Origin of the sequence: Pseudoalteromonas sp. NGC95, assembly GCF_015864705.1 — a bacterium.
GTDB classification, from domain to species: domain Bacteria; phylum Pseudomonadota; class Gammaproteobacteria; order Enterobacterales; family Alteromonadaceae; genus Pseudoalteromonas; species Pseudoalteromonas arctica.
This window is the reverse complement of the sequence record NZ_JADYWR010000007.1, coordinates 50693-64038: the sequence shown is the minus strand read 5'-3', so window position 1 is coordinate 64038 and position 13346 is coordinate 50693. Positions and strand designations below refer to the sequence as shown.

At 37.8% G+C, this 13346-nt stretch carries 15 protein-coding genes; 6 read left to right on the top strand and 9 right to left on the bottom strand.

Annotated features, from left to right (window positions below):
* Positions 1-5: 5 nt before the first annotated feature.
* The 4 genes from betB to I6E70_RS08295 all read right to left on the bottom strand — a co-directional run bounded on the left by betB (position 6) and on the right by I6E70_RS08295 (position 3018).
* The gene (gene betB, locus I6E70_RS08310; RefSeq protein WP_024591762.1) at positions 6-1469 is read right to left on the bottom strand and encodes a betaine-aldehyde dehydrogenase; all 1464 of its coding nucleotides are present in this window, start codon (positions 1467-1469) and stop codon (positions 6-8) included.
* 1 nt (position 1470) lies between these two features.
* A complete protein-coding gene (gene betI, locus I6E70_RS08305; protein ID WP_197188550.1) occupies positions 1471-2046 on the bottom strand; it encodes a transcriptional regulator BetI in 576 nt (191 codons plus the stop codon).
* Positions 2047-2455: 409 nt separating this feature from the next.
* Positions 2456-2761, bottom strand: a complete 306-nt coding sequence (locus I6E70_RS08300; RefSeq protein WP_007580773.1) for a hypothetical protein — start codon at positions 2759-2761, stop codon at positions 2456-2458.
* Positions 2761-3018, bottom strand: coding sequence for a DUF3081 domain-containing protein (locus I6E70_RS08295; protein WP_002958616.1), 258 nt, complete (start codon positions 3016-3018; stop codon positions 2761-2763). Before I6E70_RS08295 ends, I6E70_RS08300 begins: the two co-directional genes overlap by 1 nt.
* 146 nt (positions 3019-3164) lie before the next feature.
* Between I6E70_RS08295 and I6E70_RS08290 the strand changes: the two genes are divergently transcribed.
* Positions 3165-4445: a flavohemoglobin expression-modulating QEGLA motif protein gene (locus tag I6E70_RS08290; RefSeq protein WP_008169642.1), complete on the top strand. Its 1281-nt coding sequence runs from the start codon at positions 3165-3167 to the stop codon at positions 4443-4445.
* A 71-nt stretch (positions 4446-4516) separates the two neighbouring features.
* Here I6E70_RS08290 and I6E70_RS08285 read toward each other — a convergent pair whose 3' ends face one another.
* From I6E70_RS08285 to I6E70_RS08270, 4 genes are read right to left on the bottom strand one after another with little or no spacing between them, the layout of a single operon-like run.
* Positions 4517-5320 carry a DUF1338 domain-containing protein gene (locus I6E70_RS08285; protein WP_197188497.1) on the bottom strand — a complete coding sequence of 268 codons (804 nt, stop codon included), beginning with the start codon at positions 5318-5320 and terminating at the stop codon, positions 4517-4519.
* Between the two features lie 36 nt (positions 5321-5356).
* Entirely contained in the window at positions 5357-6823 is a 1467-nt protein-coding gene (astD, locus tag I6E70_RS08280) for a succinylglutamate-semialdehyde dehydrogenase (RefSeq protein WP_197188496.1), read from the bottom strand.
* Between the two features lie 7 nt (positions 6824-6830).
* Entirely contained in the window at positions 6831-7865 is a 1035-nt protein-coding gene (gene astA, locus I6E70_RS08275; protein ID WP_007580762.1) for an arginine N-succinyltransferase, read from the bottom strand.
* 50 nt (positions 7866-7915) lie between these two features.
* Positions 7916-9121 (bottom strand): aspartate aminotransferase family protein, encoded by a 1206-nt coding sequence (locus tag I6E70_RS08270; protein ID WP_007580760.1) that lies wholly within the window; start codon positions 9119-9121, stop codon positions 7916-7918.
* Between the two features lie 194 nt (positions 9122-9315).
* Here I6E70_RS08270 and I6E70_RS08265 point away from each other — a divergent pair, with 194 nt between their 5' ends.
* The 4 genes from I6E70_RS08265 (at position 9316) to I6E70_RS20645 (ending at position 11667) form a co-directional block, all read left to right on the top strand.
* Complete coding sequence (locus I6E70_RS08265; protein ID WP_002958609.1) at positions 9316-9744, top strand: Lrp/AsnC family transcriptional regulator; 429 nt, start codon at positions 9316-9318, stop codon at positions 9742-9744.
* 277 nt (positions 9745-10021) lie between these two features.
* Entirely contained in the window at positions 10022-10396 is a 375-nt protein-coding gene (locus I6E70_RS08260) for a hypothetical protein (protein ID WP_121954573.1), read from the top strand.
* 101 nt (positions 10397-10497) lie between these two features.
* Positions 10498-11007: a hypothetical protein gene (locus tag I6E70_RS20650; protein ID WP_231620084.1), complete on the top strand. Its 510-nt coding sequence runs from the start codon at positions 10498-10500 to the stop codon at positions 11005-11007.
* A 30-nt stretch (positions 11008-11037) separates the two neighbouring features.
* Positions 11038-11667 carry a cache domain-containing protein gene (locus tag I6E70_RS20645; protein ID WP_231620083.1) on the top strand — a complete coding sequence of 210 codons (630 nt, stop codon included), beginning with the start codon at positions 11038-11040 and terminating at the stop codon, positions 11665-11667.
* A gap of 59 nt (positions 11668-11726) precedes the next feature.
* Here I6E70_RS20645 and I6E70_RS08250 read toward each other — a convergent pair whose 3' ends face one another.
* Positions 11727-12659, bottom strand: coding sequence for a hypothetical protein (locus tag I6E70_RS08250; protein WP_007580756.1), 933 nt, complete (start codon positions 12657-12659; stop codon positions 11727-11729).
* Between the two features lie 383 nt (positions 12660-13042).
* On the opposite strand from I6E70_RS08250, the gene I6E70_RS08245 reads away from it, so the two are divergent.
* On the top strand, positions 13043-13345 hold the full coding sequence (locus I6E70_RS08245) for an isoamylase early set domain-containing protein (RefSeq protein ID WP_197188495.1): 303 nt from the start codon (positions 13043-13045) through the stop codon (positions 13343-13345).
* Position 13346 lies beyond the last annotated feature (1 nt).

The following is a 13346-nucleotide window of genomic DNA, read 5'->3' as shown; positions in this document are numbered from 1 at the left end:
GCGCCTTAAAATGGGCTTTCTATGTCGGCCATACCAACATAAATAGACTTAGTTTGCGTGTATTGATCAAGAGTTTGTATACCATTTTCACGGCCAATACCCGATTGCTTATAACCGCCAACTGGCATTTCAGCAGGTGAGTTACCGTATGCATTAATCCAACAAATACCGGCTTGTAACTTATGAATCACGCGGTGCGCACGTTTAATATCGCTAGTAAATACGCCTGCAGCTAAGCCTAGGTGAGTCCCGTTAGCGCGTGCAATAACATCGTCTTCGTCGTCAAAAACAAGCACGCTCATTACAGGGCCAAATATTTCTTCTTTAACGATAGTCATATCGTCATTACAATCAATAAACACAGTCGGTGCTACAAAATAGCCATTAGGTGCAGATTTAGGTGAAAGCGTTGTACCACCGGTTAATAGCGTTGCACCTTCTTCAATACCTTTATTAACGTAGCTCATTACTAGTTCTTGGTGCTTTTTAGAAATAAGTGCGCCAAAGTTAGTATTTAAATCTTGTGGGTCGCCAGCAATAATGTTTTTCTCAGTGCGCGCTTTAAGCTCATCAATAAACTGCTGATATACATTTTTATGAACGTAAATACGTGTACAGTTAGTACAAATTTCGCCTTGCGTATAAAAGTTACCTAACATAGCAGCGCTAACTGCTTGCTCAATGTTGGCATCATCAAATACTAATAATGGAGATTTACCACCAAGTTCCATCGTGACATCTTTTAAAGTACCGGCAGCACTTGCCACTACTTTTTTACCTGTGCCTACTTCACCCGTAAACGATACTTTATCAATATCGCTATGCTGTGTTAGCCACTGGCCTACATCGCCCGCGCCTTGAACAACATTAAACACACCTGCAGGTACGCCAGCTTCAACAAATACTTCTGCAAGTTTAAGTGCGCCCAGTGGTGTTTCTTCTGATGGTTTAAATATAAATGCATTACCAGCTGCAAGGGCAGGGCCCGACTTCCAACATGCAATTTGTAGTGGGTAGTTCCATGCACCAATACCCGCACAAATACCTAATGGCTCTTTACGTGTGTAGTAAAAGTCATCACCAACCATTTGTTGTTGGCCTACTTGTGCTGGCGCGAGGCCTGCAAAGTATTCAATTACATCAGCGCCGGTTTCAATATCAACACAATTTGCTTCTTGCATTGGTTTACCGGTGTCGAGTACTTCTACAAGTGCCAGCTCATCGTTGCGCTCGCGTAAAATAGCCACTGCTTTTAATAAAATGCGACTACGTTCAATGGGTGTCATTGCTGACCACTGAGCAAAACCTTGCTTTGCACTGGCAATGGCTGCGTTTTGAATAAATTCGTCGGCAATTTCTACTGCGTAAATAACCTCGCCCGTTGCTGGGTTTGTTACATCAAATGTTTTGCCGTTCTGGTTTGCAAGAAAATGGCCGTTAATAAAATTTTGATAGACAGGTGTAGTCACGCTAGGCTCCATATTGCTTGATAAGTGAAAGTACGTAGCTTTTTGCTAACTTTTCACTGTGTTTAAACTGATTATTGTCTGATTTACTCAGTACTGCTCTTAACCATAGGCCATCGATCATTGCGGCGCTAAGTTCTGCAGCTTGCTTTGCTTGCTCAATAGGCATTAATTGCTTAAAAGAAAATGCTAAATTACTTTGCAAGCGTTTACTGTTTACGTTTTGTAGTCTGTGTAATTCTTCATCATGCATCGATTGCGCCCAAAAACTTAACCACGTTCGGGTTGTATCATTACGCTGTTGTACAAGCGCAAAGTTGGCTTCGATAATAATCATTAAACGTTCAATGGCATTCGTTTGGTTATTTACTTTACTTATCAAGCCTTGTTTTAAGCTTGTTAGTAAGTATCTAACAGTGGCTTCAATTAACCCCTGCTTACCATCAAAATAATGACTAATAATGCCTGACGATAAACCGGCATTTTTACTAATGCTGTTTATAGTTGTGCCTTGTAGTCCATTAGTTGCAACTGACTCTATAGTCGCGTCAATTAGCTGCTGACGTCTGACAGGTTCCATTCCGACTTTAGGCATAATTTTTATTAATTGAACGTTCAATAAACATAAGCTTAAGGTAATAGCTCTAACAATTCAAGGCTGAAGTAAATATCTAGATGCCAAAATGTAGATTAATCATTAATAAAAGCGCAACTAATGCGATAAAGAAGATAAGGTTTTATTTTGTTTTATTTTATTTAAAACAAAGGCTTGTGAATTTTATTTTGAAATTAAATAATAGTAATGATTTGTTTACAGCAATAAATGAATAAAATGATCAATAATCATTAGTGCAGTAATAGTTAGAGTACTAATAGTATTAATTTAATACAAAAGCGCACTAAACCTGCAATTGCTTAGTGCTCTAATAAATTTATATAGAGAGTAAACTTTGTGGTTTTATCGTTTTAAAGGGCTTGGTTTTGAAAGGTCAGGCATTATTAATAACGCCTTTAAAAAGTAGGGGGTAACGTCTTAGTCTATTGCCAATATAGTCATCAGCTAAAATTTGCTGGCAAATAAAGTCTATATCTTTGCTTGCTTCAAAAACCCAATCAAAGCGCTCTATAGCCAGTAAAAAACCACGCTTTAAATGAGTTTGAGCACGGTACTGTTCTAAATTTTCTTGAATAATTGAGACTTTGCTTGGATCAGCTCTAAGCTCTTCTACTACTTGGTTTATAAAAGTAGTATTGAGCTTACTGGTAGGGCGGTGTCTGCGTTTTCGTGGTTGCATTAGCTCTCGTTTGCAATGTTATATAATTTTTTCAAAAAGTCGTCTTTATGCTTTTCATGTTCGTAGTCAAGGTGGTAAGTATTATGAAAACCAAAGCGCAGTTCAACGCCGCTACCTTGTAGGTATACTGTGTAGCCATCTACGTCTGAATAAGCCGTAACGCCTTGATAATGCTTGCCTTCATCAGTCATTTCACCTTTTTGAATTATACGTTCATATACGGCTAAAATCTGTTTGTTGTCGATTTCGTTTTTCATGTTTTATGCCCTTCGTTTAGTAACTCATACGATACAGATATGAGGGTCGATCATCTTAAAAACAATAGCTAAAAAAGTGTGATATTGCTTTGTAATTTCGCTTTTTTAAATTATGCTCAAAACTCATTTATTGTTGAGCTTAGAGCATGATAGACAAGGCGTTACTACTAAAAACTCGTGAGTTATCGGATCAATTAATTGCATTGCAAACTCCAATTAGGATACTCGATGCTATTAATTGGGATAAACAAACTAAAGAGGAGTTTTTTAGACAGAAATGTCAAAAAAACCCACTCATCGATCGTGCATATTATCAACAGCGCGACCTTGGTTTTGTACCTAGCGAGCTGCGCCAAGCGTTTTCTACTTTGCACCGTAACATTATTAACCAATTGGGACAGTTAAATCCCATAGCTCAATACATGGGAAAAATGTGCACCGAGTATAAAACGGTATTAAGTATGCTTGAGTATCGTGGCACACCAGAGTTTCATGACTTATCAGTGGAGTTATTTGGACACCCTAAAGACTTATTCCATGCTGGTGAGCCCTCACTTTCTGAGCTAGCTAATATGCTAGATAAACCGCTGCAAAATTTACTTATAGCCGACATACTGCCTGACGACCCTAAAAATATTGATGCTGTTGATGCTGTGCGTATTTTGTCTGAGCAAGTAAATGCCAGTATGGCAGGCATAAATGTAGAGGTAATGCTTAGCGATGGTATTGTCAGTGATGCAGCCGCAGGTGCTAATAATATAAAGCTTAATCAAGATGTTAAGTTTTCTCAGCGTGAACTTGATATATTGGAAGTTCACGAAGGGTGGATACACGTAGGTACCACTCAAAATGGTTTAGCACAGCCGTATTTAACATGTTTGAGTAAAGGTACGCCTAGCTCGACTATTACCCAAGAAGGCTTAGCGGTACTTACCGAAATTATTACTTTAAAATCGACTCCAAGGCGTTTATCTAAATTAGTGAATCGTATTCAAGCTGTTACAAAGGTAATAGATGGCGCTGAGTTTGTAGACATTTACCGTGATTACGTAGCGCAAGGTTTATCAAAAGATGACAGTTACACACTCGCGCAGCGTGTATTTAGAGGCAGTACGCCAACAGGTTTGCCTTTTACAAAAGATATTGCTTACATTAAAGGCTTTGTACTAGTTTATAACTTAATACGCGTTGCAATACAGCTGGGTCGAATCGATAGACTCCCTTTATTACTGGTAGGTAAAATATCAATAGATGACTTTAGATTAATATCGCAGCTTCATGATTTAGGTGTAATAGAGAGCCCACAATTTGTGCCTCCACACTTTAAAGACTTACGCGGTTTGGCAACTTGGTTGAGCTTTGGCCGCTTTATTGGCGATTTATCGTTTGAAAAGTTAGAAAACGATTATAAACCGTTATTTTTATAATTAATCAACATAACCTACCGACATAAAAAAAGCCCATAACGGGCTTTCTAAATAAAGTACTTTAGGTTTTGCTATCGAGCATTGGTGCTTTCAAATATTTTGTCAGCTGAGGCTGCAACAAAACCAGTATAAAGCTCACCGTCGGCTTTAGGGTAACGAATAGCAAACTCATAAAAACAGCTAGGGATGCTCATATCACCGTCACTAAAGGTAACAGAGTATTCATCAGCAAGTGTTGACGATTGCTCTAGTAACACCTCTGGTGAGCCTTTAACTTCGCCGCCTGACGTATTAAGCGAAAAGCCAGCGTCTTTTAGGGCTTGGTTAACATCATGAATGTTATCAAACTTAGCAAGCGTATTAATATTTACGGTAAAGTGATTGGCGCGGTAGCCCCACGCCGACATCCACGCTGCATATTCGCTTTCAGCTAGCAGCTGCTTATAAGTATCGGTGCTTATTTGCCAATGCGTGCCTGAATACAAAAAGTTATCAGCTGTTACTGCGCTTTCATCAATTTTGTCAACCATGTCGGTTACGATGGCTTGTAACTCAGGCGAGCATTTTTCAACTAATAGCTCAGAAATAAACACTTTTGGCTGGTTAGGATCGCTATGCTCGTAGTGCTTTGCATAGAGTTTTTTAGCTTCAAAATGGTACTCACCACATTCTTTGTAACCAATAGCTAAAAAGTGAGCAGCGAGCTTTTCAAGACCCACTTTTTCAATATTAAACGTACGCAGCGCAATATGATCGTTAATAATGTCATCTTTTTGCGTTGACCCTAAAAGGTCATGAATTTTGTCTGCCGATGGTGTTACGTTTAAGTAGTTTTTCCAAAGGCTCTCAAATAATGTGTTTACATCAGTATGCATGTTAAATCCTTAAATCTAAAGTTTTGGTTTTATTGCTTATTCAATTACCAAGCCTGGCGCTAGGGTTTGCGGTAAGCTCACTTTGTCTGACTCAACAGATGCTACAGGGTATGCACAATAATCAGCGGCGTAATAGGCACTTGCTCTGTGATTACCACTGGCGCCAATACCGCCAAATGGAGCTGCACTTGAGGCACCCGTAATAGGGCGGTTCCAGTTAACAATACCTGCACGGATGCGCTTTAAAAAGTGAGTGTAATCATCTTCACTGTCGCTAAGTAAACCTGCAGATAAGCCAAAGCTTGTGTTGTTAGCTTCAATAATTGCGTTGTCAAAGTCGTTGTAACGATACACTTTAATAAGCGGTCCAAAATGCTCTTCATCTGGCATGTCGGTAATGTTTGTTACATCAATAATGCCTGGGCTTACAAAACCGGTGCCTGATTTTAATTGCTTAAGTTCAACAAGGATTTGCGCGCCTTTTGACACTAATTCACTTTGCGCAGCGACCATACCCAGTGCTGCTTTTTCGCTTATCATTGCACCCATAAAAGGCTGCTCTGTAGCAAAACTGTCGTCTACAACTATGTTTTTAGTCGCGCTTATTAGCTTTTCTAAAATAGCATCGCCATTGAGCGATTTTTCAATAAATAAGCGGCGTGCACACGTACAGCGCTGACCTGAGGTAATAAAGCCTGATTGAATAATATCGTGCACAACAGCGCTTACATCACTCACGTCTTTTACGATAAGAGGATTATTACCGCCCATTTCAAGTGCTAAAATTTTGCCAGGGTGCCCTGCAAATTGCTTATGTAGTAAGTGACCTGTGTTTGAGCTACCAGTAAAAAACAATCCATCTATATCTTTATGAGAAGCAAGCGCTTTGCCTGTTTCAATTTCACCTTGGACAAGGTTAATAACACCCGCTGGTAAGCCCGCTTTTAACCAAAGTGAGAGGGTGAATTCTGCAACGTGCGGTGTTAGTTCTGATGGCTTAAATACTACGGTGTTGCCTGCTAAAATTGCAGGAACAATATGCCCGTTTGGTAAATGCCCCGGAAAGTTATACGGGCCAAAAATAGCCACAACGCCATGCGGTTTGTGTCTAATAAACGCTTTTGCACCTGGCATTGGGTTTTCGGTTGTACCGGTACGTTCATGGTACGCTTTAACTGAAATAGCTACTTTGCCTGTCATTGCGCCCACTTCGGTACGGGTTTCCCATAATGGCTTACCTGTTTCGCGTGCAATTATGGTCGCAAATTCTTCACTGTGTTCTTTTAATTGAGCTGCGAAGTTTTCAAGAATGGCTATACGCTCTTCAAGCGGCTTATCTGCCCATTGTACCTGTGCTGCTCTGGCTGCTTTTATAGCTGAATCTACTTGCTGGGCGTTTGCGCCATTACCTTGCCATACCACATCGCCATTACTTGGATTGATTGACTCAAATGCTGGACCTTGCCCTGCATGCCACTGGTTATTAATTAGGTGTGTATTCATAAATAATTTACAGGCGGAAAAATCGCGCTGCATCTCCTTGACTTAAATTAAGTGCTTTAGCCACATCTTGGCTAATGACGAGAGTATGTTTTGCATGATTGTAATGTGCGTCTTTGGTAAATGTTGCTCTAAAGCCACTTACGCCTTGATTACATACAGCCAGCGTATCAGAGCTATTTTGTGATATGTGATCAAGCTCACCAATAGTAATAGGGCAAACTTGAGAGTCGCGAATGCTGCGAATATTACCAAGCTTTGCTTCAACCGTTGGACCTGCGTCAAATAAGTCAACGTAGCCTCTGTGCTCAAAACCTTCTTTTTCTAATAATTTTAGCGCAGGTTTTGTTTTTTCATGCACATGCCCAATAACTGCTTGGGCCTTTTTGCTAAGCAAGTTCACATAAATAGGGTATTTAGGCATTAACTCGCTAATAAATACCTTATCGCCTAAGCCAACTAAGTGATCCGCTTCTGGAAATTCGATACTAAAAAAGTGCTCTTGCAGCCATTGCCAAAAAGGAGAATGACCGTCTTCGTCGCTAACACCACGCATTTCTGCGATAACAGTATCGGCAAAACGCTCGCTATGCTGAGCCATAAACAAAAAGCGTGAACGTGATAAAAATCGACCTGTTAAACCTTTACGGCTATTTTCGCGCAAAAATAATGTGCATATTTCTGAGCAACCAGTGTAGTCGTTACACATGCTTAAAATATCAACGGTGTTATATACATTTAAAGTAGGCGAGTGGTGTACTGTTTTACCTAAATGATAATGATATAAAGGCACCGATAAACCCACCGCAGCTTCTATAGCGGTTGTGCCAATAACGTCACCTGTTTCACTGTCCTCTAAAACAAATAAATAGCTTTCATCAAGTGGCTGGTTAATGTTTTTGGCAAAGCTTTTTTCAGCACGTTCAATTTTTTCTTTAAGCTGTGCATCGTCCACAGGTAAAGAGGTAAACCCATGACCGGACTCAATCGCTATTTGTTTAAGCGCGTCAAAATCATTGGCAGTAATAGGACGTAATACTTGCATTTATTGCTTGCTCCAATAGCACGCCTGTAGGCGTGCTAATTTAAACTATATTAACCGTTTACTACATCGCTAACGGCTTTTTCAAAGCGCGCTAAGCCTTCTTTAATATCTTCAAACGGGATAACTAAAGATGGTGTAAAGCGAATTACATTCATGCCCGCTACAAGGTTCATTAAACCATTATTAGCACTGGCTACTAAAAAGTCGCGTGCACGTCCTTCAAATTTGTCATTTAGTACTGCGCCAATTAATAAGCCTTTACCACGTACTTCGCTAAATACGTTGTATTTTTCGTTAATTGCGTTTAATCCGTCACGGAATAATTGCTCGCGCTCTTTAACACCGTTTAGTACGTCTGGTGTATTTACTGTATCAAATGCCGCTTCAGCAACAGCACAAGCAAGTGCGTTTCCGCCATAAGTAGAACCGTGAGTACCAATTTTTAAATGCTCAGCAATAGGTGTACGAGTGATCATAGCGCCAATTGGAAAACCACCGCCTAATGCTTTTGCCGTTGTTAAAATGTCAGGAACAACGCCTAAACCTTCATAAGCGTATAAATCGCCTGTGCGACCAACACCCGTTTGTACTTCATCAAAAATAAGTAACGCGTTATGTTTAGTACAAAGTTCACGTACTTTTTTAGCAAATTCATCTGTTGGTGAAATAATACCGCCTTCACCTTGTAATGGTTCCATCATAACAGCACATGTTTTGTCGCTGATCAGCGCTTCAAATGCTGCTATATCGTTAAAATCACAATGTACTATGTCAGCAGGTTTAGGACCAAAGCCGTCAGAATATGCAGCTTGCCCGCCCACAGTTACTGTAAAGAATGTGCGACCATGAAAACCTTTATTAAATGCAATAATTTGAGTCTTTTCAGCGCCATATACGTCCAGTGCATAACGACGCGCTAGCTTAAGAGCTGCTTCGTTTGCTTCTGCGCCTGAGTTTGCAAAGTAAACTTTATCAGCAAATGTTGCTTCAACCATTTTTTGAGCTAAACGAAGTGCTGGCTCATTAGTCATAACATTCGATAAATGCCAAATTTTTTCGCCTTGCTCTTTTAATGCTTTAACTAATGCAGGATGACAGTGACCCAAACAGTTAACGGCAATACCACCAGCAAAATCGATAAACTCGTTATCATTTTGATCCCAAACGCGTGAACCTTCACCACGAACTGGAATGATTGCTGATGGATTATAGTTTGGTACCATTACGTCGTTAAATAAGTCTCTTGTTACTTGCATTTTTACACCTAAATTTAATGGGCTTAGATAAAAGATTAGTTGCTAACTCAAAGAAGAATATAGCCTTTATTCTTCAGCAAACACGTTATTATTTCTTGTAGAGGTCATTATCGAAGGTTAGCTATTAAAATTGCAGTGCTATTTTGTGAAAAATGATTAAAATAAAAGACAAAATAACGAAGAAAATAACCATTATGATAACTCCACAAGATGAAAAGCTACTTTCTGTACTAAAAACAAACGCTAGAGCGAGTATTTCTGATCTTGCTCGCATGCTTGACTTATCTCGTTCAACGGTACAAAGCCGTATGCTCAAACTAGAAGAAACGGGTGTAATTAAAGGCTATAGCGTTGATTATGGTGACGACTACCTCAGTAAAATGGTATCAGCTCATGTGTCCATAAAAGTAAGACAAAAACTAACAACTAAAACAAATATTGAGCTTAAGCAAATTGATGCAATTTCGCAGCTCTATGCCATAAGTGGTGAGTTTGATTTAATTGCTGTAGTACAGGCTCAAAATTTAGAGCAGCTTAGCCATTTACTAGACGATATAGGAAATCTGGATGGAGTAGAGCGCACAACATCTTCTGTTATTTTAGAAACTAAATTTAAGCGTTAATCGCCATTTAAGCCCTGAATTGTTTAATACTGTTTATATATTAGAAATGACTATAAACATTACTAAATAACGTGTAGTAAATAGTTTATAAATTCTTGATTTATTTATCTTGCATGCTAAAATTAAGAATAGTTGGTAATTGCGTTTTTAGTAATTACATAACAAGGATTTATTTGCTACTTACATGGATGTAGAGAGTCTCCCTCCCTCGTACTTATGTAAAAAATCGAACTATTTTATAAACAATGCAATACTAATTATTGTGTTAAGGGTAATTATGAAAACGGTTTTTACAGTGATATTATCAATCATACTTATAGGCTATTATTTAACTGCCAAAGCTAGTCATTTTTCGTCAAAGAAGAATACAGAAGTTAATACGTATAGTGATATCTATTTTAAACTCGAAACATCCTCAGTAAATATCAATGAAATAATTGCTGGCGCTACAGATTTTGCTTTAACTATGTGCGCAGATAAAGCCTATCAGGAAGCTTTAGGTAATACTGTTGCTAGCTGCAATTCTCAATTTGAAGAATCTAAAAACGTTTGCTCAAAGCATATTATGAAGAATGCTAAGCAGCACTATACAGACAAAGCTACAGTAACACTGCTAACAGAACGGTTTATTAAGTGTGTAAGCGCTGCATAGCTAGGAAATTAGAGCTGTTACCTAATAATTACAGCAAATAATGCAATTTTAATCTGTTTGGCTACACTTATTTTAATTTGTACATTATTTAGTAATGGATTATGCCTGCATATTTTTTTACCCTCTTATTGGGTTTAACTGAGCCTCTTCAGTTTGGAACAAACTTACCCACCACTGCACCTGATAATGCAGTCAACCAAGTTGAGTGTATTTTATTTGAAATGGGAGCCCCTTTTCAGCTACAAACCTTGCCATGGTTACGTGCACGTCGAGAAGTAAAGTTAGACGGCTTAGATGGTTATTTCACAACTCACTTAATGCCTGAAATGAAGGCCTATGGGCGCATATCATCCCCCATCTTTTTAGAAAGCTGGTACTGGTTTACTCATCCAGAGAGGATTAATAAACCAAAAAATAAAATGCGTTATGGTGCAGTAAGAGGGAGTTACCAGGCTAATTGGTTTAAAACTCAGAATATTATTGCTGAGGTAGGAGTAAATTCATTAGAAGAAATAGTAAATGTTATGCACCATAAGCGGATTGATAGAATTCTACTTGATTTAGACGATTTTGAATTAGCAGCCTCTAAGCTAGGCATTAATGAAGACTAGTATCAAAGAGAATTTTTTAGGTATGTACCTTTGGGATTATTTGCTTCGCATTCACTTATTAAACGCTTCCCTAAATTTATGCAGCAGTTTGATGAAAATATAAATACTTGCGCGCAGGTTCCATTTTCACTATCAAAAAGTGAAGAAAAGCAAATGCTTGATAGATTGTCCAGTAGTGCTAAAACCTTACTAAACTTACCTAGTTTAGTAGAACAAGTTCAAATAAGTAATGAGTTTCCCTTAAGTGAATCTGAAATTAAAAGACTAGACCAGCTATGGATAAAAGAAAGTAAACAAGTAAAGCACCCTGATGGATTAGCTATGCTTAATTTACCGTTATCTAAAGTATTTAAAAAATGGCAATCTCAATTCAAAGGTGTTGTTACTGAGCTAATATTGACTGATAACCAAGGAAAAAACATCGCTATTAGTAAGCTAACCAGTGACTACTGGCAAGGAGATGAAAATAAGTTTACTAAAACATTTAAACAGTCAAAAGATTTTAACTTTGATAGCGTCACATATGATGCATCAACACATCATTTTCAAGTTCAGCTAAGTTTTCCTGTTTTAGATGATAATAATAGTCATATTGGAGTGTTGATTTTAGGTGTTGATGTAGAAAAAGCACTTCATTCGTCAAATGAAAAGAGTAATTAACTCATTACCTTTTACATAAGTTAGCTAAGCTTTAATGCTTCAGCTTAGCTAACTAGATGCTATGGAAGTGTTTTTTCTGAAATAGGTTTTTTTCTTATAACTTCTTTTTTGGCTTTATCAAGTTTTATAAAATAAGCATTACCGCCTATGCCTTTAAACTCTTCATCTGTAAATACAATCGTGTTGTCATCAAAAAAGGTGACTGCTTCTTTTTGAGTAACAATCCCTAGGTCTATTTTTGATACATCACCAGAGAAAAACTTATCACCTTCAAAGTTTTCAAATAACCAAAGACTGGTTGAATCAAGTAAGACTAATTTTTTACGATCGGGGCTGAGCGCAGCAGAGGTTATCCAGCATAGTTTTTCAAGCGTGGTACACGTTTTAAAAGAGTCAATTAGTTCAGCATCAAAATTTGCTGCATGATCGCCCACTTTATACACTTTAGTAATGCCATCGAAAGGTTCTGTGCGGTTTTTAGTAAATAAATATAAGTGACGACCTAGTGCTACAAATGCTTCTAAATCAAAATTTCGGTCATTAGGTTTTATCGGACTGCCATCCATTTCAGGGTAGGTAAACTTGATTATTTCGGCTTGGGTTGTGTTTGTTTTTATATCTATAGGGTTTTCTATTTTATAAATAGTGAGCCATCTACGATCATTTTTGTTATTACCAAAATCCCCTAAAAAAAAGTGCCCAAATTTGTTTTGGGTCATGTCTTCCCAATCAATGTTTTTAGCGTTTTCAACCAAAATTTCTTTGGCGATAGAACCATCTTTGTTAAGGCGGTAAAGCTTGGGTTCGTTGCCTCCGTCGTTAATAGCCCATAGACGTTTTTGTTTATCAAATTCAATACCTGAGATTTCTTTTAATTTAGGATCAACTGAGATTTCTTTTTTACTATAAAGGGTATAGATTGAAGAACCAACAAGTGTGGCTATTATTAAAAAGATGATGGCTATAGTTATTAAAATGCTTTTTTTCAACATGAAAATTATGATATTTCAGAGTATTAAGATGCTGTGTATTATCGCTGATGAAAGTACAGAACAAAAGAATTTTATAAATTTAGGCAATACTTTTGGATTATTTAACTTTAAATTCGATTAAATAAATAATATGTGATGTACGCTTAGTTGGTTCAAATATTGCTCTGTACTACTGAGCTTTTTAAAAAAGATTGTTTATATACTAACCGCACTTTTTAAGTGCAGAAAAAATGAATTGTTGCACTGTAATAATGCGTAAATAAAGTTTTGGTTAACTTACAACGTGTTTAATGATTTTGAATGGAATCCACATCGCCTTTTTGTTTAGTTGTATGGCCTGTGGCAAAGATTAAGTACCCTTTTTGGTTTAGTTGGAGCCTGCTATGTTGAATAAACGTTTTTTTAAAACAAAAGATGAAGCTGAAGTAACCTTTGAATTTTCTTATCCAGAGGCAGAAGAAGTTTGCTTACTAGGCGAATTTAATGATTGGCAACCTGTGCCAATGAAGCTTAATAAAAAACAAGGTGTGTTTAAATTTAAGCAACGCTTACCTATTGATCAACAATTTCACTTTCGTTATTTAATAAATGGAGACATTTGGGATAACGACCACCAAGCTGACGGTTATATTGGCAATACATTTGGCACAGAAAACAGCATAGTAAATACTCAACGCATTAATTAAG